The sequence below is a fragment of the Natrinema salinisoli genome, assembly GCF_020405205.1.
Lineage (GTDB): Archaea > Halobacteriota > Halobacteria > Halobacteriales > Natrialbaceae > Natrinema > Natrinema salinisoli.
This window is the reverse complement of sequence record NZ_CP084469.1, coordinates 4,008,555-4,034,320: the sequence shown is the minus strand read 5'-3', so window position 1 is coordinate 4,034,320 and position 25,766 is coordinate 4,008,555. Positions and strand designations below refer to the sequence as shown.

The 25,766-nt window shown below is 62.9% G+C and carries 21 protein-coding genes, 1 tRNA gene and 1 pseudogene; 7 read left to right on the top strand and 16 right to left on the bottom strand.

What is annotated here, in order from left to right; genetic code table 11:
- Window positions 1-140: 140 nt before the first annotated feature.
- Entirely contained in the window at window positions 141-2,120 is a 1,980-nt protein-coding gene (locus LDB05_RS20040) for a PKD domain-containing protein (protein ID WP_226005734.1), read from the bottom strand.
- Window positions 2,121-2,364: 244 nt separating this feature from the next.
- Here LDB05_RS20040 and LDB05_RS20035 point away from each other — a divergent pair, with 244 nt between their 5' ends.
- Entirely contained in the window at window positions 2,365-3,255 is an 891-nt protein-coding gene (locus LDB05_RS20035; RefSeq protein WP_226005733.1) for an NAD-dependent epimerase/dehydratase family protein, read from the top strand.
- Between the two features lie 120 nt (window positions 3,256-3,375).
- Window positions 3,376-3,598, top strand: a pseudogene (locus tag LDB05_RS20030) (IS5/IS1182 family transposase); the annotation flags it as partial.
- A 160-nt stretch (window positions 3,599-3,758) separates the two neighbouring features.
- Here the strand turns inward: LDB05_RS20030 and LDB05_RS20025 are convergent.
- A complete protein-coding gene (locus tag LDB05_RS20025; protein WP_226005732.1) occupies window positions 3,759-4,007 on the bottom strand; it encodes a hypothetical protein in 249 nt (82 codons plus the stop codon).
- Window positions 4,008-4,085: 78 nt separating this feature from the next.
- The gene (locus LDB05_RS20020; protein WP_226005731.1) at window positions 4,086-5,177 is read right to left on the bottom strand and encodes a hypothetical protein; all 1,092 of its coding nucleotides are present in this window, start codon (window positions 5,175-5,177) and stop codon (window positions 4,086-4,088) included.
- Between the two features lie 595 nt (window positions 5,178-5,772).
- Between LDB05_RS20020 and LDB05_RS20015 the strand changes: the two genes are divergently transcribed.
- The 3 genes from LDB05_RS20015 to LDB05_RS20005 all read left to right on the top strand — a co-directional run bounded on the left by LDB05_RS20015 (window position 5,773) and on the right by LDB05_RS20005 (window position 10,171).
- Window positions 5,773-8,382: an AAA family ATPase gene (locus LDB05_RS20015; RefSeq protein WP_226005730.1), complete on the top strand. Its 2,610-nt coding sequence runs from the start codon at window positions 5,773-5,775 to the stop codon at window positions 8,380-8,382.
- A gap of 220 nt (window positions 8,383-8,602) precedes the next feature.
- Window positions 8,603-9,364, top strand: a complete 762-nt coding sequence (locus LDB05_RS20010) for a DUF7001 family protein (protein ID WP_226005729.1) — start codon at window positions 8,603-8,605, stop codon at window positions 9,362-9,364.
- 396 nt (window positions 9,365-9,760) lie between these two features.
- Window positions 9,761-10,171, top strand: a complete 411-nt coding sequence (locus LDB05_RS20005; RefSeq protein WP_226005728.1) for an acyl-CoA thioesterase — start codon at window positions 9,761-9,763, stop codon at window positions 10,169-10,171.
- A gap of 30 nt (window positions 10,172-10,201) precedes the next feature.
- On the opposite strand, the gene LDB05_RS20000 is transcribed toward LDB05_RS20005, so the two are convergent.
- The 6 genes from LDB05_RS20000 to leuS all read right to left on the bottom strand — a co-directional run bounded on the left by LDB05_RS20000 (window position 10,202) and on the right by leuS (window position 16,705).
- Window positions 10,202-10,888 carry a class I SAM-dependent methyltransferase gene (locus tag LDB05_RS20000; protein WP_226005727.1) on the bottom strand — a complete coding sequence of 229 codons (687 nt, stop codon included), beginning with the start codon at window positions 10,886-10,888 and terminating at the stop codon, window positions 10,202-10,204.
- A gap of 30 nt (window positions 10,889-10,918) precedes the next feature.
- Window positions 10,919-11,818: a thiamine-phosphate synthase family protein gene (locus LDB05_RS19995; RefSeq protein WP_226005726.1), complete on the bottom strand. Its 900-nt coding sequence runs from the start codon at window positions 11,816-11,818 to the stop codon at window positions 10,919-10,921.
- A gap of 99 nt (window positions 11,819-11,917) precedes the next feature.
- On the bottom strand, window positions 11,918-12,523 hold the full coding sequence (locus LDB05_RS19990) for a DUF420 domain-containing protein (protein WP_226005725.1): 606 nt from the start codon (window positions 12,521-12,523) through the stop codon (window positions 11,918-11,920).
- 132 nt (window positions 12,524-12,655) lie between these two features.
- Window positions 12,656-13,426, bottom strand: a complete 771-nt coding sequence (locus tag LDB05_RS19985; RefSeq protein ID WP_226005724.1) for a J domain-containing protein — start codon at window positions 13,424-13,426, stop codon at window positions 12,656-12,658.
- A 93-nt stretch (window positions 13,427-13,519) separates the two neighbouring features.
- Window positions 13,520-13,813 (bottom strand): HalOD1 output domain-containing protein, encoded by a 294-nt coding sequence (locus LDB05_RS19980; RefSeq protein ID WP_226005723.1) that lies wholly within the window; start codon window positions 13,811-13,813, stop codon window positions 13,520-13,522.
- A gap of 126 nt (window positions 13,814-13,939) precedes the next feature.
- Window positions 13,940-16,705 carry a leucine--tRNA ligase gene (leuS, locus tag LDB05_RS19975; RefSeq protein WP_226005722.1) on the bottom strand — a complete coding sequence of 922 codons (2,766 nt, stop codon included), beginning with the start codon at window positions 16,703-16,705 and terminating at the stop codon, window positions 13,940-13,942.
- A 212-nt stretch (window positions 16,706-16,917) separates the two neighbouring features.
- Between leuS and LDB05_RS19970 the strand changes: the two genes are divergently transcribed.
- Window positions 16,918-17,532, top strand: a complete 615-nt coding sequence (locus LDB05_RS19970; protein ID WP_226005721.1) for a cell surface protein — start codon at window positions 16,918-16,920, stop codon at window positions 17,530-17,532.
- Window positions 17,533-17,638: 106 nt separating this feature from the next.
- Here LDB05_RS19970 and LDB05_RS19965 read toward each other — a convergent pair whose 3' ends face one another.
- From LDB05_RS19965 to LDB05_RS19935, 7 genes are all read right to left on the bottom strand, one after another.
- Entirely contained in the window at window positions 17,639-18,097 is a 459-nt protein-coding gene (locus LDB05_RS19965; RefSeq protein ID WP_226005720.1) for an SPW repeat protein, read from the bottom strand.
- Between the two features lie 416 nt (window positions 18,098-18,513).
- On the bottom strand, window positions 18,514-20,382 hold the full coding sequence (locus LDB05_RS19960) for a multicopper oxidase family protein (RefSeq protein ID WP_226005719.1): 1,869 nt from the start codon (window positions 20,380-20,382) through the stop codon (window positions 18,514-18,516).
- Between the two features lie 429 nt (window positions 20,383-20,811).
- Window positions 20,812-20,884: transfer RNA gene (locus LDB05_RS19955), tRNA-Gln, on the bottom strand.
- 40 nt (window positions 20,885-20,924) lie between these two features.
- Window positions 20,925-21,659: an HNH endonuclease gene (locus LDB05_RS19950; protein WP_226005718.1), complete on the bottom strand. Its 735-nt coding sequence runs from the start codon at window positions 21,657-21,659 to the stop codon at window positions 20,925-20,927.
- Window positions 21,660-21,829: 170 nt separating this feature from the next.
- Complete coding sequence (locus LDB05_RS19945; protein ID WP_226005717.1) at window positions 21,830-22,975, bottom strand: pyridoxal phosphate-dependent aminotransferase; 1,146 nt, start codon at window positions 22,973-22,975, stop codon at window positions 21,830-21,832.
- On the bottom strand, window positions 22,972-23,406 hold the full coding sequence (ribH, locus tag LDB05_RS19940) for a 6,7-dimethyl-8-ribityllumazine synthase (RefSeq protein WP_226005716.1): 435 nt from the start codon (window positions 23,404-23,406) through the stop codon (window positions 22,972-22,974). The genes LDB05_RS19945 and ribH overlap by 4 nt, the downstream gene beginning before the upstream one ends.
- Before the next feature lie 138 nt (window positions 23,407-23,544).
- A complete protein-coding gene (locus LDB05_RS19935; RefSeq protein ID WP_226005715.1) occupies window positions 23,545-24,378 on the bottom strand; it encodes a DUF4097 family beta strand repeat-containing protein in 834 nt (277 codons plus the stop codon).
- A 131-nt stretch (window positions 24,379-24,509) separates the two neighbouring features.
- Between LDB05_RS19935 and LDB05_RS19930 the strand changes: the two genes are divergently transcribed.
- Window positions 24,510-25,757 carry a 5-(carboxyamino)imidazole ribonucleotide synthase gene (locus tag LDB05_RS19930; protein ID WP_343232920.1) on the top strand — a complete coding sequence of 416 codons (1,248 nt, stop codon included), beginning with the start codon at window positions 24,510-24,512 and terminating at the stop codon, window positions 25,755-25,757.
- Window positions 25,758-25,766: the final 9 nt, after the last annotated feature.

The following is a 25,766-nucleotide window of genomic DNA, read 5'->3' as shown; positions in this document are numbered from 1 at the left end:
TAAGAACTGCGCGTATCCCGAGAGTCAGCGGACCACGCGAGCCGAGGAAACCGCCGCCCCCGAACCCCCCGATTCGAACCGCAACGCTTCTCGAGTGCGAAAAAACGACGTGGTGTGGCAAGCGGTTCGCCGCGGATGGCTCACCGTCCGTTTTCGGTGATCGTCACGGTGTACTCGCCCCGGCCGCTGTACCGGTCGACCAGGATGCCGACGTCGGTCTGGCCGTCCAGGGCCGACTCGATGCTCTCGTCGGCGTCGGAGCTGGTCGCCCGGTCGTCGTAGTCTCCGGGCGTCGGTTCACGGCCGTCGTACGTTACGTACAGGTCGAAGTCCGCGAAGTAAGTCGGGCCGTCCAGCACGATTTCGATATTGCAGGGACTGGTCGTGCTCGTCTCGTAGGTGTAGACGTCGCCGTCGTCCCACCACGAGAGCCGCCCGTTCTCCGTGGTGCTCTCGGTTTCGTCGCCGCACTCGCCGCCGCCGTCGTCTTCGACCGTGATCCGTTCCGACGCCGTGTCGCTGTTTCCGTCGTCGTCGGTAACCGTGAGTTCCACGTCGTAGGTACCCGTCGCATCGAACGTGTACTCGGCCGTGTCTCCAGTGCCGACCTCCTCGCCGTCGACGACCCATTCGTAACCGGTGATCGTCCCGTCCGGGTCCGAGGAGCCGCTCCCGTCGAACGTAACCTGTTCGCCCACCGAGGGCGAGGCAGGGATCACCTCGAGACGCGCAATCGGTGCCTCGTCCGATTCCTCCTCGACGGAGACGGTCGCCGTCGCCGTATCGCTGTTCCCGTCGTCGTCGGTCACCTCGAGCCGGACCGTGTACTGGCCGGTTTCGTCGTACGCGTGAGAGACCGTCTCGCCACTCGCGGTCGCGCCGTCGCCGAAGTCCCACTCGTAGCCCGCGATCGTCCCGTCCGGATCGGCGGAATCGGCGCCGTCGAAGGTGGCGGACTCACCGACCGTCACGGCGTTAGGCGCGTCGATCCGCGCCGTCGGCGGCTGGTCGGAGTCCGCCCGCGGGTCCGGGAACGTGTACAGTCCCCCGTTGCCGCTCGCGATCGATTCGTCGCTGGCGATGACTGTCTCGCCCTCGACGGCGACTTCTGCGGTCCAGAACGAAGCACCATCGCCCCGCCAGGAGGCGATTTCCTCGGGTTCCGACGGATCGCTGATATCGTGGACGCGAATGCCGCCCTCGTACCAGGAAGTGTAGACGTAGTCACCGACGATGTCGAGGTTGTGTGAGGTCCGTTCGCCACCCGACGGTTGGGACGGTGGGTCTATCTCAGCGAGGAATTGCGTGTCAGTCTTGTCGGAGACATCCCAGAGCTCGACGCCGAGGTGGCTACGGGATCCGATCTGTTCCTTGCCGATCGCGCAGATGGATGCGTCCGCGTCGAGGGTCACGTAGTGGTCGTTGTTCCCGGATCGCGAACTGCCGTCGCGGACCGTGCCGATCTGGGAGGGGTTGTTCGGGTCCGATACGTCCAGCATCACCGTTCCGTCGTCCCAGTAGCAGAGATAGGCGATCCCATCCTGGATCCAGAGGTCGTGGAGGGTCGACGCGCCGGACAGTCCCCACCGGTTGATTTCGGAGGGATCGTCGCCGCTAACGTCTATCATGACGACCTCGGCCGAACCGTTGTCGATGAGGTAGGCCACGTCCTCGGTCAGATAGGCGTTGTGAATCGCGAAGTCCGTGTCGTGGAACGCGAGCGACGTTGGATTCGACGGATCCGAGACGTCGTACAGGCCCATCCCGTTGACGCTCCCCGTGGAGTTGCCGGGACCGACGACGATCACGCGGTCGCCGTCTTCCTTGACGTCCATGACGCCCGACAGGCCCGTATCCGTCCGCTCTGCGATTACGGACGGGGCGGCGGGATCCGAGATGTCGACGGACACGAACCCCGCGTCGATCGCGACGTACGCGGTTTCCCCGTCGTCGCTGGCGACGGCCTCCGCTACTCCCCCGGATATGTCGACCGAGCCGAGCGGTTCGAACTGGGCACGCACCCCCGCTGCCGTTCCGATTCCGGTGACCCCGAGCGCTCCGAGGGCACCGAGCGATTGCAGGACTGATCGTCGATTCGGCGTCGATTGCTGTGATGGCATGCACCCCCCTGTTTTTCATTTTTATATATAAAATTAAATTTGGTATTAGCTATAGATAAACAGGTGAAACGATTTATTAAGTCGTGGATAACAGCCCTCCGAGCAGGACCGGCCGGATGAACGCCTGCGACACTGGCCGCGATACCGACTCCGGGCGCACTTTTTCGACGTGATCGCTGTCGTCGGGAGGGCACCCGGCGAGGAAATCCCCACCGTTTTCGCGACCCGTGCGTATCGTTCCGACGTGAATCTCGTCGTCACCGGTGCGACCGGCGGTGCGGGCAGTTGGATCGTCGATCACTTCGCGAGCGAGGGCCACGACGTGCTGGGCGTCGACCTCGAGCGCCCGCCGCGCGAGCGCGATAACGTCACCTTTCTCGCGACCGATCTCACCGACCAGGGACGGGCCTGGGAAGCGATCCTCGACCACGAACCGGACTCGGTGATTCACTTCGCCGGAATCCCGAAGATGGGCATCGCGACCGGGACCGAAACGTTCCTGACGAACGTCACGACCACCTACAACGTGTTCGAGGCCGCTGGGCGAGCGGGCGCGGACGTGATCTGGGCCTCGAGCGAGAGCCTCTACGGGATGCCCTTCGCCGCGGAGCCGTTCCTTCCCGATTACCTGCCGATCGACGAGTCCCACCCGATGCGGCCGGAAGACGGCTACGGCACCTCGAAGCTCGTCGGCGAAGAAATCGCCGCGAAGACGGTCCGGCGATACGGCGTCTCGGTCGCCTCGATTCGCCCCTCGTGGATCCAGTATCCGGGGACGTACCCCGTCGCGGACGAACGAGCGTCGTTCGACCCCGAGACGGCCGACCGGAGCGGTAACTTCTGGTCGTACGTCGACGTCCGCGACGTCGTGTCGATCGTCGACGCCGCGCTCGAGGCCGATATCGACGGCCACGAGCCGTACCTGGCGGTGGCCGAGGAGAACTATCTCGACCGCCCCACTGCCGAGGTCATCGAGGCCGTCTTCGGCGACCTGCCCGACGAGTGCGACCTCGAGGGGGACGAGTCGGCGTTCTCGACGGCGAAAGCCCGCGCGGAACTGGGGTGGGAACCTAAACACTCCTGGCGCGAGGCCGAGGACGAAGCGCTCGCGGAGCCCGACTTTTTAGAGAATTAACCGCCAGCCGCCCGGATCTCGTTAACTGAGGATCGGCTCGAGGGATTTAGTGAATCGTCAGATTGCGCCGACTTGATCCGTTACAACTAGGGAATTGAAGTGGGAAACAGCGGATGGTCTCTGCCCAAAATCTCCCGCTTCACTGGGAAAATAGCGAGGTTGTCTAAAAGTGCTGTTGGTAGCCGAGGTGAACCCGCACCCTACGAGGTGGCGGATTCACTGACTACGCCGTCGTGTCGCTGTATTGTCTGCAGATTTACCTGGAGAAATCCTCCCGCGAAGCGCTCGATCTCTCGGCGAGATGCCACAAATACTGGCAGAGATCGGCCTTGAAAATTCGGAATAGATGGTTAGAAGAAGAGTGAATGCAAAACCGTTCTGCATATTGTCTTCTTAACAAATTTCTCCTACGGACCCACAACCATACTCATGACTTGTCATATTATAGAATAGGTATGAATGATAGATAATATTAAAATATTAATAGATATGGAGATTTAACATTATTCAAGCCTATATAAATAATAATTGCTGAAAATTTGTATATACAATATCACCAATACTATTGTAACACTTGCTTCTGCTAATGAATAAATGAGATTTGATCCATCTATTGAAATAAATATATCTGCGATTGTCATGACTGCATAAGCAACAGCACCTCCTGTAATTCCCCCTGCTGCAATGAATAGAAAAGCCCCTATAGCACTCTCGCTCGATTCTTTCTTTTCATTAGTATCTACTTCTTCCATGTTAATACTCCTTGGTCCGTTCACATATATTCTTTGGTCCAGTGGGGAAAATAATGTGTTGTATGGTGTTTTCTAATTCTACAAGGCGAATGGGTTCGATATGTCTATATCGAGGTCACCAGCATTATCAATGAACCATTCGACGAGTTCTCGGGTGGTGTTGATCGGGAATCCTGGTAACGCTGTCTCCCCAACTGCACTCACAATCGTCTCTTGGTCTCTCATATGACCAGGGTGTTTGCCGAATGACCCGATGTCCTCCGATTCATCGAGATAGTGCCCATTTCCGAAGATTCGCATACCGGGCACACAGGTTTCGAACCTCCAAGCATCTGCACAAAAATCAGTATCTTGGTAACCAAATGTGAGATACTTCGATTCCTTTGTGTTGTCCCACACTACGCTTGCTACGGATCCAGTAACTGCTCCGATCACTCCACCTGCTTTACCTGCTACCACTGCACCTGGTCCCGTAATTGATCCTGCTGCGGCACCCAAGCCTGCGCCGACTAGAAGACCTAGGATTGTTCCAAACACAACATTTGAAATCAAATCATCCATAAGGTCTGTCCATTCGACACCGATCCCAAACTGCCAATGAGTCGGAGCTTCCCAGAAATCAGCCTCACAATCTTCCTCCAGGTCGTTCATATACCATTCGGCACGCACGATGTAATCTTCGGCCTCAGTAGGAAGGTCCTGAATCACTCCTTCCCATCCGCCTGGAGCGTGATCCAGAGTGCCAACATCATTTCCATCGAGTTTCCGAATCACTTCTTTCACCTTTTCTGGATCACTTCTCTTCAGGAGCGAAGCATCGTCTGCTTCTGCGGTTTGGGCCCCAACAGCTGGCTCTGTCGCCGGAGTCAACTCTCCTTTGAGTTTGCCTTGCGTCGATTGGACTCCTGCCTCTGAAGTTTCAATCTCGGAAACAAACGCTGCTTCCTCTCCAGTTTCAGTGTCTTCACAAACAGAAAGGATAGCGGTCTTCCCATCGAGTTCAACCGTTTCGACTGTCAGATCGAGATTGCCTTCATCTCGATCGTAATCGTTTGCTCTTGCTTCGTCTCCATTGGTTCCATCAGCAAGTGCTGTACCTGGAATAGCCAGGGATGCAGTTCCAATGCCGATACCACGAAGCCATTTCCGTCTGCCATGGTTTTCAACCATTGCAAATAGTTATTTCCCCTTAACAAAAAAGAACGTTTCGATTTCACCGTCCACTAATAATAATATACTATTCTAATAAAATGCGCGCTGTGAACTAGTTGTGAAAATGGATGAAATATGGAATTATTTTAGGGTTGCTTAGATATTCGTATCAATACAGTCTGATTTTATTCTCAAGCCCAGACCATCGCCATCGAGGAACTCGGGCCAGGCGTGCCGATCGAAGCCATCGACGACGTTGTCACCGCCTACTTCGGGGAACAGGGCGTCGCCGACCTCGACCACTAACAGCGTTTTTGGCAAGTGCTTCGACTTTTACAGTGAAGCGGGGGATTTTAGACAGTGATCATCCCCAGTCTCCCGCTTTTACTCCCAGTCGTACCGGTTTGCCTCGACGTAGTCATGCGATTCACCGGAGGCGTCTCGAGCGAAACCCGCCCGTCAGTCACGGGCCAAATCATTAATTGTTGGCAGGTAGTAACTAAATCCAACCGATACTGTCATTTCGGTCCAGTATGTATCAGTTGGTAATGACGACACACCGAACGGGCCGGGCACACCGTCGGCCCTTGCGACTGGGGGGAGACGAAAACGAATGATTCCGGACACCGTCGAGATCGACCGGATGGTACCGGCCGCGGGAGCGATCAAGCACTCGCTCGAGGCCTACGCGACGGAAGCCGTCGGACCGGATGCAGAGCTCACGAGGCTCCACCGCGTTCTCTACCCGGTGTTCCGGGTCGAATACCGCTACGAACGGGAGAGTCGGCTCCCGTGGGGGGACGAAACTACCCACGGCGTGACATTGCTCGACGGGCTCTGGGCCGACAATCACGCCGCGCTACAGCGGTACCGGTCGGAAACGGACTCGCTCGAGTCCGTGTCGCTCGACGCGTACGACCTGGGGCTGGATCGACCGGGACTCGGCCGGACGGTCCTGCTCGATTTTCAGGTTCCGACCCAGCGAGCGCGCCGGTTGCTCCCGGAGCGGCTCGCTGACGTGGCCGAGTCCCACCGGTTCGACGATCCCGCGTCGATCACGTCGTCGTACGTCGAGGGACTGGTCGACACGTTCGGGCTGCCGTCGGATCTCGATCCCGCGGCGTTCGACGGCATCGCGGACGTGACGCGACTCTATCTGCCGTTCTGGGTCTGTGAAGTGTATCGACCCGACGAGCGCGACCTCATCGGCGTCGTACGAGATCCGGAGGACACACGCGAGGACAACGATTCGCCACACGAGTGGCTCTCCGCGTTTTTCCGCACGGATAAGAGCCGCCTCGCCCGGTACGCCCACACGTCGATTCGGCAGCCGACCGATCCGTCGGGGGCCGACGATTCCGGCTCCGACTCGAGCGATAGCACTGACCCGGACGGACAGACCGGCGACCCCGGGGACGGACGCGACGATAGCGCGTCCGACGCGGCAGAGACAGCGGACGAGCGGTCGACTGCCACCGGCGGAGCCGACGATCGCGGCGAACCGCAATCCGGCAGCTCCGAACCCGTCCAGCCCGAGACCGCGGAGCTCGACGCCGAGACGCTGGTGGACCCGGCCCCGGATCGCTGTTTCGCCGACATCGGCGGCATGGCCGATCTCGAGCAGACGTTACGACGGACCGTCATCGGCCCGGTCGAACGCCCCGACCAGTTCCGGGAGTACGGGCTCGACCCCGTCTCCGGCGTCTTGCTCCACGGACCGCCCGGCTGTGGCAAGACCTACGTGGCCGGTGCGCTGGCCGGGGAACTCGACTATTCGTTCCTCAAGGTGACCCCTGCCGACCTCTCGAGCAAGTACATGGGCAAACCCGCCGAGAACGTCCAGGACGTTTTCGCCATCGCCGAGGCGAACCGGCCGTGCGTGCTCTTTCTGGACGAGATCGACGCCATCGCGAGCGCCCGGGAGGACCAGTCGAGCACGAGCGAACGGGGAATGGTCAACCAGCTCCTGACCGAACTCGAGGCCGTTTCGGACGGCGTATTGGTGCTCGCGGCGACGAACCTGCTCGAAGACGTCGACGACGCGATCCTGCGGACCGGCCGGTTCGACGAGCGGATCGAGGTCCCGCCGCCGGACGCGGCCGCTCGCGAGGAGATCCTCGAGATACACCTCGAGGAGCGACCGGTCGTCGACGATCTGGCGCTCGAGTCCGTCGTCGACCGCACCGCCGGATACGCGGCGAGCGACCTCGAGTACATCGCGACGGACGCGGCGCGCCGGGCGCTTCGAGACGACGACCTGATCGATTCCGAGCACCTGCTCGCCGCCGTCGAGGCCGTCGATTCGAGCGTTCCCGACTGGGCGGGCGGAGCGCTGGGCGACGGGAAGACGATTACCCAGCCCGACGGTGTCGATCTGAGCGCCCGGTCGCTCGTCACCCCGACGGTCGACCGCGGATTCGACGACGTCGGCGGGATGGACGACCTGAAAGAGCGGTTGCACGACACGGTGATCGATCCCCTCGAGAACGCGGATCGGTACGCCGAGTACGGACTGGGCGTCACGAGCGGGCTCCTGCTACACGGCCCGCCGGGCTGTGGGAAGACGCACGTCGCCGGTGCGTTCGCCGGCGAACTCGACTATTCCTTCCTCGAAGTGGCCCCAGCGGACCTGACGAGCAAGTGGATGGGCAAGCCTGCACGGAACGTCGCCGATCTCTTCGAGATCGCCCGCCAGAACGCCCCCTGCGTGGTCTTTCTCGACGAAATCGACGGCATCGCCGGCGCGCGAACCGACGGTGGGAACGCCAGTCAGCGCCAGCTGGTCAATCAGTTGCTCACCGAACTCGAGTCCCTCGGGGACGAGGCGGTCGTGGTCGTCGCCGCGACGAACCGCATCACCGATATCGACGACGCCGTCTTGCGGTCCGGCCGCTTCGACGAGCGGATCGAAGTACCGCCGCCGGACGCGACCGCGCGCAGGGAGATCCTTCGGGTTCACCTCGCGGACCGGCCGGTCGCCGCCGACATCTCCTGGGAAGCGGTCGTCGACGCCACCGACGGATACGCGGCCAGCGATATCGCCCTGCTTGCCGACAACGCGGCCCGGCGGGCGATGCGGGCCAGCGATCGCGTCCGCGAGCGACACCTCCTCGAAGCGGTCGCGGAGACGGACTCGAGCCTTGGCTCGGACAGCGCCGAGACCGGTGGCGACGGTGACGCTGGCGATCAGCGGAATGACGACGATACTTGGTATCACCACTGATCCGGTGAGACGATCGACTTCCGTCCCACGGGCCGTTCCGGACGAATCACCGACTCGAGCGAGCCGCTCGAGTCACTTGGTCGAACCACCGAACCGCAATCCGTTTTAACCACCGAGTAATACAATCGGGATATGACTGCGGGTTGCCCCGACGAACCGTCGATCCGCGCCGCTCGAGGGACCGATCGACCGTTCGAATCGTCTCCACTCAGTACGCACCATGGTCGATAGCGTCGTCCTCTATCGAGCACCGACGACGGTCTGCGACGTCGACGCGATCGCTGACTGGCTTACGGAACGGATCGACGCCGACGTGACCGTCCGCGATCGCTTTTTCGAGGTCCACCGCACCGAAAACCTCCCCGAACGCTTCGCCGAGGCGCGGGTCCCCTCGCCGTACGAGCGCGAAACTGGTAATACGATGCTCGGGACGATCCGCTACGAGGAGCGCGCGCTCGAGCACCCCGAGCGCGAGGGCGGCGTCCTCTACGACGGCGTCCAGATTCAGCGAGCGCTCAATTCCGCGCTTCCCGCGGCGGAACGGGGGCTCGAGACGCTGCACGTCCCGATTCTCGATCGGGCCGTCGGGACCTGGGGCGACCACGACGGCCGCTGGCACAAGCGCGTGAACATCCTCGGGCAGCCGGCGCTGGTCTCGGTACCGGGGCTCTACGAAGCGCCCGCCAAACCCGAGGCCTACTACAAAGAAAAGCAACGTCACGCCCTCCTATCCGGCGACGCGCCGCCGCGAGAGGTCCTCGAGAACCAGGTCGAGGGCGACTTCCTCGTGGAAGACGATCCGCGAACGACCGACGCGCTGCGGGGATACGTCCTGCAGGCGTACCACTACCTCGAGACGGGCGAGGCCTTTTGCGATCGGGAGGTGTGTCGACTGTTCAACGCCCACTACCACGAAGACCTGATCGACGCCCAGCTGCGTGAGCCCGCGTTCTGCAGCGATCATGCGCGGCTGTACGAGTGACAACGGAGCGGCTGATGTGTACGGAAAATGCTCTATCGATTTCAGCTACCGAACTGATATGCGGTGGCGCGCGCTGTCGGCTGTCTGAGCGCTAGCGAAGGCAGCCGACAGCGCGAGGGATGAGTGAGCGAAGCGAGGGGGAACGGAGTGAACCCCTCGCAAGCGAACGAATCGGCTGGGGAGGGCGTGGCGATTCCCTGCCGCCACGATAGCAGGGCACTCTTCTCGAAGGGGGTCGCTCCTCGATCACCGATCCCATTCACGGGTTCATTCGGCATCATTCCCAGATAATTGGCGCAATATCTGTCTTTCCCGCCGCTTCCCTTCCCTGAAGCAGGAGGCAAGAGTACTCGAACCGGTGCGTACTTTTGTCTCAGCCCGCTCGTAAAACATACAATGAGTGCCGAGTTTACCGTCGACGTTCCCGTCCGCTATCGCGACCTCGATCCGCTCGACCACGTCAACCACGCCGTCTACGCCAGCTACCTCGAGATCGCCCGCACCAGCTACCTCCGTGAGGTCGCGGCACTGCCCTCGGAAGAGATCTCCTTCGTCATGGCGAACCTCGAGATCGCCTACGACCGCCCGGTCAGAATGGGCGACGACCCCACGATCGCGCTCTCCGTATCGCGGCTCGGCAATTCGAGTTGCACCATGAGCTACGAGATCCGGGCCGACGGCGCAGTCGCGGCGACGGCCGAAACCACGATCGTCCACGTCGACCCCGAGACGGAGCGACCGAGCCCGATCCCCGACGGGATGGCGCGGCGGATTCGGGAGTACGAGGGGCTCGAGGCGACGGCGTAACCGGTCGGAACGGCGCGGTTATCACTTCCCTCACTCGAGCCGACCACCCGTAAGCCGAACCACGCCGAAGACGTGCGTCTCGTCCGCGACGGCGACGGCGCGCTCGCGGAGGCGGGCGTGTGCGGCGTCGATCTTCTCGTCGAGCCGTACGTGGGGATCGTCCTTGTACCGGAATTTCGTCGTCGGCGGCGTCGAGAGGACGACGATTGCCCGGAAGAGGGCGTTGACCGGCGGGGCGTACCACTCCTGGCTTCGGGCCGCGTTGGCGAGGACGACGGTGCCGTCGGGACCGACGAGATCGCACCAGTCGTCGACCGCGCCCGCCGGGTCCTCGAGCATCCCCACGACGAACGTCGCGAGGACGGCGTCGATCTCGCCGGCTTCTCCTTCGAGACCCTCGCTGCCGACCGGCGGCCGCGTCGCATCTCCCCGCAGGACGTGGACGTTGTCGTACGCCGCGGTGGCCGCACGCGCCCGCTCGAGCACCGGCCCCGTGAAGTCGATCCCGATCACGGTTCCCTCGGGACCGACTCGCTCCCGGAGATACGGAAGGTTCGCACCCGTGCCACAGCCCATCTCGACGACGGTGTCGCCGGGCTCGAGTCGACAGGCGGCGGCCGCCCGTTCACGGAGCCGTGCGATACCGGGGGTTCGGCGTGCGATCAGATCGTAGAGACGCGCCCAACGGCCGTAAAAGTCCTGTGCTGATTCAGACATGACCTGCGTTCACTACCGCCGACCGGCGGCTCAGATGATTGACCGGACCGTGTCCGCGACGGACTCCGCGTCCGGACCGAGTACGTAGATGAGCGGTTCGATCCCCATGCCACCCGTCTGGTACAGGACCGTCGCGTCGGGCTCGTCCTCGATCGCCGCGCCGGCGCTCGAGGCGACGTCGCCCGATTCGTCGAACTCGGCGGCGACGTGACCCCGCTCGGTCAGGTCGTCGATCAGTTCCGGCTCGTACGTGATGTTGATCCCCGCCGAAACGTCCGCGCCGTGGCGGCGTGCGGCCAGCAACACGCGTGCGACGTGCTCGGAGACGCCGAACTCGGGATCCGCAGGGACCGTCATTCGCCCTTTCACGTCGAAGATGCGCCCGGGGACGCCCGCGACGTCGTCGACGTCTTCGGCATCCGGCGTACAGGCGACCAGATTCGAGCCGACCGCGGGGATCAGGTTCGTGAATCCGCTGGCGGTCTCGAGCATGCCCAGCCCGCGCCGGAGCGACGAGAGGACGCGCTCGCTCGTCCGGAGATCGCTCTCGGGGTCGTGAACCCGGAATCCGGAGCCGTGATCGGCGAGCTCCGGCACGGCCTCCTCGTGGAGCTGTGCGAGGAGGTCGCCGCCGGACTCGAGGTCGCGGATCAGGACCTCGATCTCGATCAGGGCCTGCACGGGCGAGATATCACCGGCCGCCAGCCCGGTACCGAGTTCGTCGACGAGCGTCCGGACCCGCTCGTCCTCGGCGATACGGTCGTTGATCGTGACGTCGCCGTGGGCGTACTTCGAGACGGCGCTCTGGCTGATGCCGAGCACCTCGGCGACGTCGCTCTGCGTGAATCCGCGGTCCCGAAGATCGCCGGCGAGAAGCGACCTGATGGTGGGAAGGAACTCGTCTACGACGATTTCTTCGACGAATTGCATTCGTTGCTCGGGAATAGGAACGGCCAGCGGGATAACTTGTCGGTCCCAGCGGTGTGTCTTTCTCGACGTAGGGGAAGGAACGAACCCGAGACGAGTCGGTTAGAAGCCAACTGGACCGATCATCGACGCGAACTCGTAGCTGAAAGCGTGGTTGAGCAGGACGTACGTGACGACTCCCAGGAAGAGACTCAGAATCCACGAGCCCGCGGCGATCCGACCGACTCGAGCGTGGGACGTGTTCCGGAGCTCGGCGGGCGTGTGGGTCACTCCGAGCACCAGCGCGTAGAGGACGACCGGAACCGAGACGATCGAGAGAATGATGTGGATCGCTAACATGATGAGGTAGGGGTAGTAGACCACATCGGGGCCGACGAACTCTTTCGTCCCGCCGCCGCCGACCTTGAGCAGGTAGACGACCAGGAATCCGAGGATCAACACGAACCCGCTACTCATCGCAGCCCGGTGTTTCGCGACCTCGCCGGCGCGGATCCAGTACCAGCCGAGCACCAACACGACCGTCGCAGTGGTGTTGATGACCGCGATCACGTGGGAGAGCAGGTTGACCTGCGCGTTCGTCAAGTCCGGATAGAGCGGGATGTCCAGGAGGAACGTCCCGAGCACCAGCGCGTATCCGACGATCGTCAGGACGATCGTTGCACCGATCGGCTGCTCGCGGAGCCGGCGTCTCGCGTCAGCGGTTGCCATTATCCGACGTTAGGAACACCACCGTATCACCCTTGCTGTTCCAGCACGCTCGCATGGGGAATTAACCGCGGCCCGCATTCGGGACTCGAGTCAGTCCGCGACTCGACGCACCGGGAGTCGAACCGATCCGGCTCAGTTCCGATCGAACGGGAACCGGTTGAGTCGCTCGCGAACGAGCGGTTTCAGTTCGAAGATGTACCGTTCGGTGTCCGCGAAACCGCCTTCGTCGGACCCTTCGTCGGGAACGTGTTGCGTGTAAATGACCTGTTCGACGTCGACGTCGTCCGGGATTTCCTGGGCGACGACGACCCCGTCCACTGCTCGACCCGGCTCGAGTTCGACGTCGGTCCCGACCCATCGCTCCGGGAGGTCGGTGGCGTGGGCAGCGACGATACTCGAGCCCTCGTAGAGGAACCCGTCGTCGCCGATGAAACTCGTGTTCGTCTTGCCCTGCCAGGAGAGGGATCGTGCGCTCGTATTGTGGAGGCGGACGAACGCGACCGTCCGCTCGGTCGCGGCAGTAACGGGGCCGTCGACCAGCGCCGCGAGGTCGACGTCGTGAACCAGCCCGGCGAGCGTCACCGTGAGGTATTCGCCGCTGACCGTCAGTTCGTGGGTGCGATCGCGGTCGTCACTATCGTCGCGCTCGTCCGGGTCGTAGGTGGGCTGTTGACGGCGGTGTGATCCCCGGTGTCCTCGGGTAATCGCACCCCCGTCCGTTTCGCGTTCGCCCGGAACCCGCTCGCCGAGGATCGCTTCGTACGCCTCCGTGATCCGTATAAACTGCTCTCGAGAGCCACCCTGATCCGGATGGTGTTCCTTCAGTAAGGACCGGTAAGCCCGCCGAACTGCCTGTTCGTCGGCATCGACGGACAGTCCGAGGACCTCGTAGTGGCTCTCCATCGTGGCGGTAATCGATCCTTCGTCGAAAAGAGTCTTTCCGTGTTCGTTCTCAGTTGGTCCGTCGAACAGCCGATACCACCTCCCGATACGTTGTCAGTTGCCCCGTTCGTTCCGTTCCTCGAGCGATACCGATCCGTCTCGCTCGACGGTGACGTCGTAGCCACAGAAGGGAAAGGTGACGGTCCCGCCGGGTCTGCTCGCCCCGTTGGATCGATCCGCGAAAAGCGCGTCGAGCGCCGTCGGGTCGGCGACGGCGTGGAGCGACTCGTACTCCGGCGGCGAGACCGTCGTCGGTGGAACGCCTTCCGCCTCGGCGACCGCTTCGATCACTGCCTGGCTCGGCGGCGTTCCGGCCGCTTTATCAATGCTATCCCGTCCCCTCGACATGTATTCGGCCCTTTCGAAGCCGGTCGAATAAAGCTGTCCTTCCGGGCTCAGTCGCACTCGTGGCCGGTCACGGTCGCGGACGCAGACGGACACCGCGGTCGGGTCGAAGGACGCCCGAACGGATGGTCACCTGATGTGAATCGCGGGTTTGCCGGGCCGGGCTCGAGCCGCGTGCTCGTCGTCCGTGCTCGCCTGTCGGACGACGACGTCCGCACCGAACTCGTCGGTGACGAGCCAGGACGCGCGGTCGAGGATCGCCAACTCGCGATCCCCGGTGAGGGTCTGTCCGCTTTCGTCGCCGTCGTGGCCGGCCAGTTCCCCGACGAAGGCGCTGACGGTCTCACGGTCGGCATCGATCACGTCATCCTCGATCACGCGGTCGACCACAGAACCGGCGTCGTCGATCCCGTCGCTCTCCTCACCCGCGTTCCGGCTTGCCAGGTGGGCAGCACGGTACTTCCACTTCGGAGCGACGACCAGTTCGATCCGTTCCGGTTCGTCGATCGCGGCGACGTCGACGATATCTCGCACGTCTTCGAGCGTTCGCTCGATCAGCTGCCGCTCGAGCCGGTAGGACGACGCGTCGTGGGTCGGTTCGGGCCAGTCGGCCTCGACGGCGAGCCCCTCTCCGCGGAGTTTATTCCAGAGTTCTTCGCCGAGGTGGGGTGCCATGGGAGCGATCGATGCAGCGAGCGTGAGCAGTCCTCGCCGGTAGACGTCGCCGTGTGGGTCGTCGTACTCACGATACCGTCGAAGCAGTCGTGCCAGCTCTCGGATCTCGGTCGCAGCTCGGTGGAACCGGAACCGCTCGTACTCCTCGGTGACCGCTGCGATCGTTCGGTCGATCTCTCGGGCCACGTAGTCGTCGTGCTCGCGCCGCTCGACGCGGGGCGTGCCCTCGTCGACGAACTCGGTCGCCATCCGATAGAGCGTTTGCTGGAGGTCGTACGCCCCGCGGACGTTGTTGGCGGTCCACTCGAAGTCCTGTTCGGGGTGGGCCGCCGAGAGCACGAACAGTCGAGTCGTCTCCGCACCGTACTCCTCGGGGGTGACGACGTTCCCCTTCGAACTGGACATCTTCTCGCCGTCGTACAGCACCGTCCCCTGACTCATGAGCTCCCGAATCGGTTCTCGCCGCTCGAGAAGCCCGATATCGGCCAGCGCCTTCGTAAAGAAGCGGGTGTACAGCAGGTGGAGGATGGCGTGTTCGTCGCCGCCGACGTAGACGTCGATCGGCAGCCAATCGTCGGCGAGATCCGTGTCGAACGGTGCATCCGCGAGGTCCGGCGAGAGGAAGCGCAGGTAGTACCACGAGGAGTCGACGAACGTGTCCATCGTGTCCGTTTCGCGGCGCGCGGGCCCGCCGCAGTCAGGACAGGTCGTCTCGCGGAACGACTCGTGGGCCTCGAGCGGGTTGCCCGTGGTCCGAACGAACTCGGGGAGTTCGACGGGCAGCTCCTCGTCCGGCACGAGGACGTGGCCGCAGTCGTCGCAGTGGACGACCGGGATCGGCGTCCCCCAGTAGCGCTGCCGGGAGATCAGCCAATCCCGCAACCGGTAGGTGACGTCTTCCTCGAGCGCATCGTGTGCCGCCACGAGTCGTTCGCCGGCGACCTCGCTCGCGAGCCCGTCGTACTCGCCGCTGTTCTCGAGGATCCCCTCGCCGGTGTAGGCCGGCGTTTCGTCGGTTTCGTCGCCGTTACCGTCGTCGGTTTCGGGGACGATCACGCGCTCGACCGGGAGGTCGTGTTCGCGTGCGAAAGAGCGATCGCGCTCGTTGTGGCCGGGAACGCCCATGACGGCCCCGGTTCCGACGTCCTCGAGAACGTAGCCGGCGACGTAGACGGGAAGTTCCTCGCCGGTCAACGGGTGGATCGCTGTCGCGTCCGTTTCGACGCCCGAAAAGCCGACTTCGTTGGGGTCCTGTTCGCGGGCGGTATCGACGTATTCGGTGACTGCGCTATTGGATTCGGCCAGTTCCCGAGCCAGTTCGTGTCCCGGCGACACCGCGAGGTAGGTCGCCCCGTAGATCGTCTCCGGCCGCGTGGTGAACACGTCGACGGGGTTGCTCCCGTCGGTATCGTCACCGTACCCGGTCACGTCGAACGTGATCCGCGCGCCTTCCTGCCGGCCGATCCAGTTGCGCTGGATCTCGCGAACGCCCTCCGGCCACCCCTCGAGATCGGCGAGCCCCTCGTGGAGCTCCTCGGCGTAGTCGGTGATCGTGAAGAACCACTGATCGAGTTCGCGCCGCCCGACGGGAGTCTCGCAGCGCCAGCAGACGCGGGCGCCGTCGCCGCTCTCCCGATCCGAGGCCTCATCGTGTTCGGCCTCGCTGCTCGCCTGATTCGAGGACTCGCTGCGCTCGTCCTCGCGATCGACGACCTGGGCGTCGGCCAGCACCGTCTCGCAGTCGGGACACCAGTTGACCGTCGCCGCCTCGTACTCGACGAGCCCCGCCTCGTAGAGGCGCTTGAACAGCCACTGGTTCCACCGGTAATACTCCGGCTCGCAGGTGGTGATCTCTCGAGACCAGTCGTAGCCGAAGCCCATGGTCTCGAGTTCCTCGCGCATCCGCCGGATACACGCCTCGGTCCAGGATCGCGGGTCCGTCTTCCGCTCGAAGGCGGCGTTTTCGGCGGGAAGCCCGAAGGCGTCCCAGCCCATCGGGTGGAGGACGTCGTCGCCCTGCATGCGGCGATAGCGTGAGTACGCGTCCGTAATCGCGTAGTTTCTGACGTGCCCCATGTGGAGCGTGCCCGACGTGTAGGGGAACATGCCGAGCACGTAGGTCGGATCGTCGGCGTCGGCATCGAGCGCGTAGACGTCGTCGCGCTCCCAGACGTACTGCCAGAACTCCTGTACCTGCGCGTGATCGTAATGACTCGTCATTGTCGGCGAGGTCCGTTGTCACCCACTGAGTGGGCCGGCTATATCATTGTTCGGCCGTGCGGTCGAGCCGTCCCGCGTCGTGATCGAAATCGTCCGGCTCGACTCGAGCATTGGGGCCGCATACCGGTCCCGTCGCAGCCCCCGGTGCCGCCCGCGCCTACTGTGGGCCGAGATTAACAAAGCGCATCGATCGTCTCCGATCGACTGGTACCATGTCCCGCATTCGAGACGACCTCCCGTCGGCGTTCGCGATGCTGCTCACCATCGCGGCCGTTGCCCTCGCGTTCGGCGCCCTCACGGTCGTTTTCGCCCCGGATATGACGGCCGAAGAGACGGATTCGCCCGCCACAGCCGTGGAGGGCGACGGCGTATCGGCCACGGAACCCACCGAGGGGAGTGACGAGGTCGAGACGACTGCCACCGATACCGATGGCTCGGACTCCGATGGTGACGAGAGCGAATCGCCGTCCGAACCCGATCCACCTACCGACGGCGGGTCGTCTATCGACGACGATTCCGCAGAGCCGCCCGAACCGGAAGCCGAGTCTTCCGACGACCCCGAAGAATCGTCCGAACCAACGGCTGATTCCGACGATGACGATGGCGACGATAGCGACGATGGCGACGACACGCCAGACGACCCCGAAGAACCGGTATCTGACGATGACGCTGACGACCCCGGTATCGACGAATTCGAGCGGATACTCGAGGATGTCGGGCTGACGGACGACGCGGACGAGGACGAGCCTGAAGAGAGCGACCGTGGGGTGCCGGATGACGACGAGCGAGGGCCGCCGGAGGATGCTGGCCCGCCGGACGACGACTAACTGCGAGCGTCTCTCGGCTGGACCCGCTCGATGGGACACGTCCCGTTGAAACCGAACGATATCCGCCGTTGAAACGAGAACGACAACGGGCAGCGATCGGTGGAGATCAGGTTCCCGTGGCCGTACCCCGCGGGACGTCGCGGCCGGCGGTGTACGCGATATACGCCGACAACGCCGCAGCGATGAGGCCCGATACGACGTTACTCCAGGCGAGGCCCTGGCCCACGTCCTCGAGGCCGCTCATCGCGACTTCGCCGCTCATCGCGAAGTGAGAAACGGCCGTCCACAGCGCCAGCAGGGCGACCAGTGACATCACGCCGGTACTCGTCGAGTGGCCGTTGCTGATTCGGTAGTAATTGTAGCCTGCCAGTAGGAAGATCGCGGTACCGATCAACACGTTGTTCCACAGCACCGACGCGGTTTGTTCGTAGAAAACCGGAGAAACGGCAATCCAGAGCCCGATCAGCGAGACGAAACCGCTCAACCACTTCTGACCGTCCGGTTCACCCTGATCGTGGGTGCGCGATTCACCGGTCGTCGGATCGTCGGTCGTGGACTCACTCATAGTTCCCCCGGTCGCTGCTCGCACGGGGACACTGAAAAAGAGCGACGACCGTTCCATTCACTCGGCCGGACATTCGCTCAAGGACCGGTCGTCTGTCGAGCCGTCAACGAGACGTGAGAACGTCCAAAACCCGGTTTTGGGAGGTTCAATGGGTCACTATCAACCCCCATCTAGACCGGGTAATACGTTATTACTCCAGTATAGAATGTGTCGAAATAAAAACCCAAATACGCTGTGAACGAGCAGTTTCGGTCGATTCATCGGGACCGCGTATCAGGAATACTCCCTCTGTGAGACCGAACCGGAACACAGGAGTCCCGGATTCAACCGAACCGACGTGGTCGACAGCGGTGGATCCACCGTTGCCGTCTTCACGCGACCTTGGTGTCGGTGACTCGAATCGGTAGTACCGGGTATTATCTGCCGCCGTCCTGATCGGCGTTCGAATCGCCGCTTCCCCCCGGATTGTCGTCCGCATTTCCTTCGACGACCTCGAACATGCGCATCATGGCGTGTTCTTCGTGCTCGAGGATGTGGCAGTGGAAGGGGTACTTGCCGGCGAAGTCGCCGAACTGCGCGGCGACCCTGACCGTCTCGCCGGGATTGACCCGAACGGTGTCCTTGCCGCCCCGTTCGTTCGGAAGCGGGGGCTGTGGACCCTCGTGGCTGTCGTGGCGCTCGCGTTCGAGAACCTCGAACTCGACCAGGTGGATGTGGATGGGGTGGGTGTGAGCGTCGTCGTTGACGAGTTCCCAGATCTCGGTCGTCCCACGCTGGGGTTTGTACTGTATCTCGTCGCCCCAGGTCCGGTCGTTTAGCTTGTGGATCATAAGGTCGTGCTCGTCCATCCCCATGCCCATCGTCACCTCCCGGGTCGTTTTAGCAGCGGCCGGGTTCGGTCCGGTGCGATTCGGGAGTCGCAGATCGGCCGGGTGGGTGCTGGTGTCAGGTTCGGTGGTCTCCTCGGCCACGCGGATCTGCATGATCTCGTCGATCTCGGGATATTCCATGTCCCCGTGGTCCATCCCACCGTCGCCCATGTCCATGTCGTCGTCACCCATGTCCATGCCATCCATGTCGTCACCGCCGTGATCCATCCCACCGTCGTCGTGATCCATGCCGCCCTCGTAGGGGAACTCGGCATCGTTCCCGACGGTGAACGTCTTACCGGCGTGGTCGGAGAAGTCGACGACGATCTCGGCGCGCTCGAACGGTGCCACTATCAGCGATTCCATGTCGCCGCCGTGCCCGATCGAGACGACGTCTTCCAGGAACCCGTGGTCGGGCGCGACCTGGTACATGGTCGGAACGTCGCCGGACTCGTGTTCGTGGTCGTCGTCCTCGTTCTCGAGACTGAGATCGTACGTTCGGCCGTTGGAGACGTTCGCGATCCGGAATCGGTACTTGCGCGGCTCGACCTCGAGATAGGGCCACACTTTGCCGTTGACGGTAGCTGTATCGCCGGCGAAGTTCGCGACGAACTCGTCGGGGTAATGCAGCGACCCGTCGTCCTCGAACGAGCGATCCGCCAGCACCAGCGGAATGTCGTACTCGTCCTCCGGCAGGTCGAGTTGCTCCTCCGTTTGACTGTGGATTACGTAGGGACCGACCAGGCCGGCGTAGTTGTTGAGCCGGCTGATCCCGCGGGCGTGATCGTGGTAGACAGTCGTCGTACTCGACTGTCGGTTCGGCATTTCTTGGACAGCTCGCTGGAACCGGGGTCCGGTTACCCCGTCCGGGGACGTCCACATATCGGCCTGCCCGTCGCTCTCCGTGGCAGTGTTGAGCCCATGGAAGTGAGTTACCGTCCGCACGTCCGGGACCGGACCGTCGTAATCGACGTAGTTCTCCGACGTCGTTCCCTCGATGCGGTCGTCGATCTCGAACAGGTGGTCGTCCGGCAGCTGACTGTTGTCGAATTCGATCGCCAGTTCCTCGTTCCGGTCGCCCGCCAGCAGCGGGCCCGGGAACTGCCCGTCGAATCCCCAGATCGTCGTGTCGTCGAGGTCCGGGTGGAAGCTGTGCGTGGTCTCTTTCACCTGAATCTCGTGGTAGTCGGCACCGTTTCGCGTGCCGTCCGGCGTTCGTTCCTCCGGGATCGGCAGTTCCTGTTTGTATTTCTCGAGATGCGGTGAGACACCCGCGTCGGACGAGTGCTCTCCGTCCTCTTCCGAGTGATCACCGTCGTGCTCGTCCTCCGCCGCCAGTGCACCGCTCGGGACTGACCCCGCGATACCCAGCGTCGCACTAGCCCGAAGCAACAGCCGCCGCGAAAGGTCCCGCATTAGCGACACCCCCGTTCCGATTCACTCCGATTCGATAGCGCTGACTCCCCTTCGACTGCTACCGCCCTCCCCTCTCTGAATACCATCGCTATACTGTTCGGAAACTATTATATATAAAATCTTTGGCCTATAATCCCCCCTCATTTAGTTGCTGAGCCGCGGTAACGGAACAGAAGTAATCCTTCATTCTACTCGGGCTATGGTTTTACAATAATAGAGCGAATATGGGCTCGGTTTGCAAGAACTGATCGCTAAGAGAGTATGCATCGGTACACTCGCCAGACACAGTGGCTGAATCAGTGATTGACCGTATGCTCGAGTCGTTTGAGGGCCGTATTCGGTCGGGGTTGCTATGGTTCTGATGTGCTTTCGATCGTGGAGAGTACTCATTCGTGCGACAGTCTCCTCAGAAAGATGAAAATTTTGTCATAGTCCCGGGCAGATTCGAACTGCCGTCATGGGCTCCAAAGGCCCATATGATTGGCCACTACACCACGGGACTTCGCCTTCAACTCCGGGTAATCGACAGAGCGGCTTATGAGTTATTGTTTGCGTCGAGAGGAAGAGAGTTCGTCTATCGACTCAATTTCGGCGTATCGATGACAACTTCGGCAGAGACAGATAACGTTATCTAGGGTGTGTGCGAGCTGTGGATCACTGAATTTCCGTACCGGGATAATATGGTGGACATCCGGTTCGTGCCCGATTTCTTCACGGGTACTACCACAGTGTTGGCACGTATGGTCGTCTCGCTCGAGTGCTTCCCGTCTCACCTCTCTCCAACGACCGTTGTACGCGTTTTCAGTGTCTTCCCACTGGTCAGATAACCAACGACTGAGACAGTTTCGACTGCAAAATCGAACCGGTTCGCGTTGTGCTTTAGATCTGAGAACAGTCGAAATTCGCCCACACCACTCGCAAACTTTCTGTACTCGGTCTATCTCGTGGTATTCGTAATAGGGTACTCCGAGGAATTCGTCGGCGTTCTCGACGCACTCTGAACAGTACACACCCTGTTTATCCGACGGATAGAATTCGAACGACGACTCACAGCGGTCGCACGTGGTCGTCTCCGTTCCGCCCTTCCAGTTACCGTTGTGCTCGCCGGCGTTCGGATTGCAGCCGTCGCAATACTCGCGCCGCGCTTTCGGATCGTAGAAATCGACTCCACAGCTGTTACACGTACGGTTCGGAAGCGGATCTCCGTGGACCTTCGTATGATGCTGTCGCATTCCCTGTTCCGTCCGGAGCGCTTTTCCACACGTCGGACAGTCCATGCGACCGTTGGCCGCGGCATCACGTATAAACTCGAGGCGTCTCGTACCGGAACCGAATTCCGAGTCCGGATACCGCCGCCCGAAACGAACCCGGAGCTGATCGCAACGGTAAATCAACGGAAAACAGTCGCAGCCGGCCGGAAAAGCGATCGCGAGCCGCGAAAACCGGCTTACAGGTAGCCTTCCTCGGCCAGTCGCTCGATGCCCTCCTCGAGCCGCTCCTCGCTCGCCGCGTACGAGATCCGCGCGTAGCCGGGCGTTCCGAACGCGCTGCCGGGCACCGTCGCGACGTGGGCGTCTTCGATCGCGCCCTCACACCACGCCTGATCGTCCTCAGCTACCGGGAGCATCATGTAGAACGCGCCCTCCGGCACGGCGACGTCCACGCCGTGGTCGTCGAGCAGGTCCACGACGAGGTCACGGCGCTCTTCGAAGGCCTCCACCATCTCGGTGACGGCGTCCTCGGTCTCGAGCGCCTCGAGCCCGGCGTGCTGGACGAAGTTCACCGCGGAGGAAACGGAGTGGCTGTGGAGCTTACCCGCCTGGTCGATCAGCTCCTCGGGGCCGGCGAAGTAGCCGAGCCGCCAGCCGGTCATCGAGTAGGCCTTCGAGAAGCCGTTGACCGTGACGGTCCGGTCGGCCATGCCCTCGAGCGTGCCCAGACTCGTCGGTTCGACGCCGTAGGTAATCTCCTTGTAGATCTCGTCGCTGATGACGGTGATGTCGTGTTCGACGGCGAGATCGCGGACGCCCTCGAGTGCCGCATCCGAGTAGACGGCACCGGTGGGGTTCGACGGCGAGTTGACGATCAGCAGCTCGGTCTCGTCGGAGACGGCGGCCCCGAGGTCGTCGAGTGCCGGCTCGAGCTGGAACTCCGAATCGGAGAGGTCGACGCGAGTGAGGTCGCCGCCAGCCATCTTCACCATGGCCTCGTAGGAGACCCACGCGGGGTCGAGCAGGACGACTTCGTCGCCCTCGCCGACCAGTGCCTGGACGATCTCGTAGAGTGCCTGCTTCGCGCCGGGCGTGACGATGATCTCGTCGGCGTTGTGATCGAGGCCGTCGTCGGCCAGTTTGTCGGCGATCGCCTCCCGCAGCTCGAGGATGCCGGCGGAGGTCGTGTAGCCGGTGTGGCCGGCGTCCATCGCGTCCTTGCCCGCCTTGACGATGTTCTCGGGCGTGGGGAAGTCGGGCTCGCCGACGCTCAGGTCGACGACGTCTGCGCCCTCGGCCTCGAGTTCGGTGGCGAGCGCGGAGATAGCGAGCGTTGCGGACGGTTCGACTCGGGATACGCGGTCGGTGAATTCCATCGTCATTGTTGGGAATCGGTCGCTGAACTGGGGTTGGGTAGTTCGTCGACGAGACTGAGCGCCCCGTCGACGGCTTTCGCCGCGTTTTCGACGCGTTCGCGCGATTCGGCGGCCGACATGCCGGGCCCGGTCACGCCGAGGGTCACGGGCGTGTCGCGTTCGAGACTCACGTCGGAGAGCCGCTGGGCGGTGGCGTCGGTGATCACCTGATCGTGGTCCGTGTCACCGGTGATGACGGTTCCGATGACTGCGACGGCGTCGACGGCATCGAGGCGCGCGAGTCGATCCGCGGCCAGCGGGGCATCGTACACTCCCGGGACGTGGACCGTCTCGTACACCTCGGCACCCGCGGCAGTGGCCGCCTCGAGTGCCTCCTGCTCCATCTGCTCGGTGATCGGTCGGTTGAATTCCGCGACCACCAGTCCGAGCGTGGTCATAGGCGTGGGGTGGAGAGGGCAGGTAAAAGAGGTACCGTTCTCGGGTGAGCCGACGGGAACCCGCGGAGCCCGACGCCGCGGATCGATCGAGGATTCGCCGTCTCGAGAGACCACGCCTCACCCGGCCGGTTAGCCGTCTCACGCGCCGTCTTCGTTCCGAACGGTTACGCCGCCGTTAGTCGTCTCGACGCGAATACTGCGCGTCCCGTCGCCGAGCGTCATCTCGAACGAGCCGTCGCTCGAGGCGGTTTCGCCGTCGAACCCCTCGACGGCGGTCGCTCCGTTCGTCGTCGAGACGCTGACGGTCGCATCGAGCGAGGGGGGTGCGCGAACGGTGATCTCGCCGTTCGTGCTTTCGGCAACCAGATCACCGCCCCCGCCGCTCTCGAGCGTGATATCGATCCCGCCGTCGGTCGTCGACGCGCGAACGTCACCGCTGACGCCGGCCACCCGAACCGATCCGTTGGTGGTCTCGGTGACCAACCCACCGTCGACGCCCTGAACGTCGATATCCCCGTTGGTCGTGTTCGCTTCCAACTCGCCGGTCACGTCGCGGACGTCGATGTCCCCGTTCACCGTCGCTGCACGTGCGACTCGCGTTCCGTCGGGGACCGTCGCCTCGAGGTCCAGTTTCGGATCGGGACCGAACAGGAACGGCGGCTCCTCGCCCCGTCGTGCGTCGACGGCGAGGCGGCCATCGTCGAGACCGGTCGCCATCGTCATCGATTCCAGGGAGTCCTCGGTCGGCGCGGCCTTGTGGCCGTGAATCTCGATCGCGTCACTTCCCGTTCCCGCGACGGCGACCGACCCGTGTTCGGTCGTGAGCGAAACCGCGTCGACGTCGTCGGGGCCGTACGTTTCCGTAACGGTCTCCGTTTCCCCTCGGCCGGTCGCGAGGCAGCCGGCGAGCGACGCGAGCAGACACACACCGCTACCGGCGAGCACCCGACGCCGCGATATGCTCGATCTCATGTTCGTGTCTGTACGTTGCCATCTATGTATATAATAGCGCCCAGTTTCCGGCGCGATTTCTCTGCACAACGAATTTATACGAGAACGCACGTCGCCTAGGTTCGGCGGTTCGATCCAGAGACAGAGAACCGATCGATCGAGACGAGACAGCGCGTTCGCCTCGAGCGCAGGCCGTTTGGGAATTCTTAACCGCGGGCGACGAGAACCGCCGCGTAATGACGACGCTACGGACGCCGGGACCGACGATCGGCGTAGTCGGAGGGGGACAGCTCGGACGGATGCTCGCCGAGGCGGCCGCGCCGCTGGGCGTCGAGGTGGTCGTGCTCGATCCGACGCCGGACTGTCCCGCGGCGCTCGTCGCCCGCGATCAGATCGTCGCCGGGTTCGACGACGAAGCGGGGATCCGCGAACTCGCCGCGCGCGCCGACGTCCTCACGTTCGAAATCGAACTCGCGGATCAGGACGTAATGGAGCGCGTGAGCGAGGACACCGGAACGCCCGTCCACCCGAAGCCGTCGACGCTGGAGACGATTCACGACAAACTCGTCCAGAAGCGAGAGCTCGAGGACGCCGGCGTTCCGGTGCCGCCGTTTCGCGAAGTCGAGGACGCCGACGACGTCCGCGAGGCGATCGACGACTACGGCGCCCCGGTGATGCTCAAAGCCCGGACCGGCGGTTACGACGGCCGGGGCAACGTCCCCGTCGAGTCGAAAGCCGACGCGGAGGAGGCTCTCGAGTCGGTCGCCGGCCCCGCGATGGTCGAGTCGTTCGTCGACTTCGAGCGCGAGGTGTCGGTCATCGCCGTCAAGGGAGCCGACGAAGTCGCGACCTTCCCGATCGGGGAGAACATTCACGAAGAGGAGATCCTCCGGGAGACGGTCGTTCCCCCGCGCTCGAGCGAGGCCGTCACCGAGCGGGCTCACGCGGTGGCGCGTGACGTCCTCGAGGTGATGGACGGACGCGGCGTGTACGGGATCGAGCTCTTTGAAACGCCAGACGGAAAGATACTGCTCAACGAGATCGCGCCGCGGCCGCACAACTCCGGCCACTGGACGATCGAAGGGGCGCAAACCTCGCAGTTCGAACAGCACGCCCGCGCCGTCCTCGGCTGGCCGCTGGGCTCGACCGAACTGCGCTCGCCGACCGCGATGACGAACCTGCTCGGCGACGTCGACGAAGAGCAGTCCGCACAGTTGGAGGACATCGACGAGATCCTCGAGACGCCCGGCGCGACCCTCCACTGGTACGGCAAGCGCCAGGCCCGGCCGCTGCGGAAAATGGGCCACGTGACGCTCTCGGCGGTCGAGGAGAACGAATCGGTCGAGGATTTGCTCGAGCGTGCGCGCGAACTCGAGGACGCCGTAACCTTCCGAACGTAAACGCCGTGA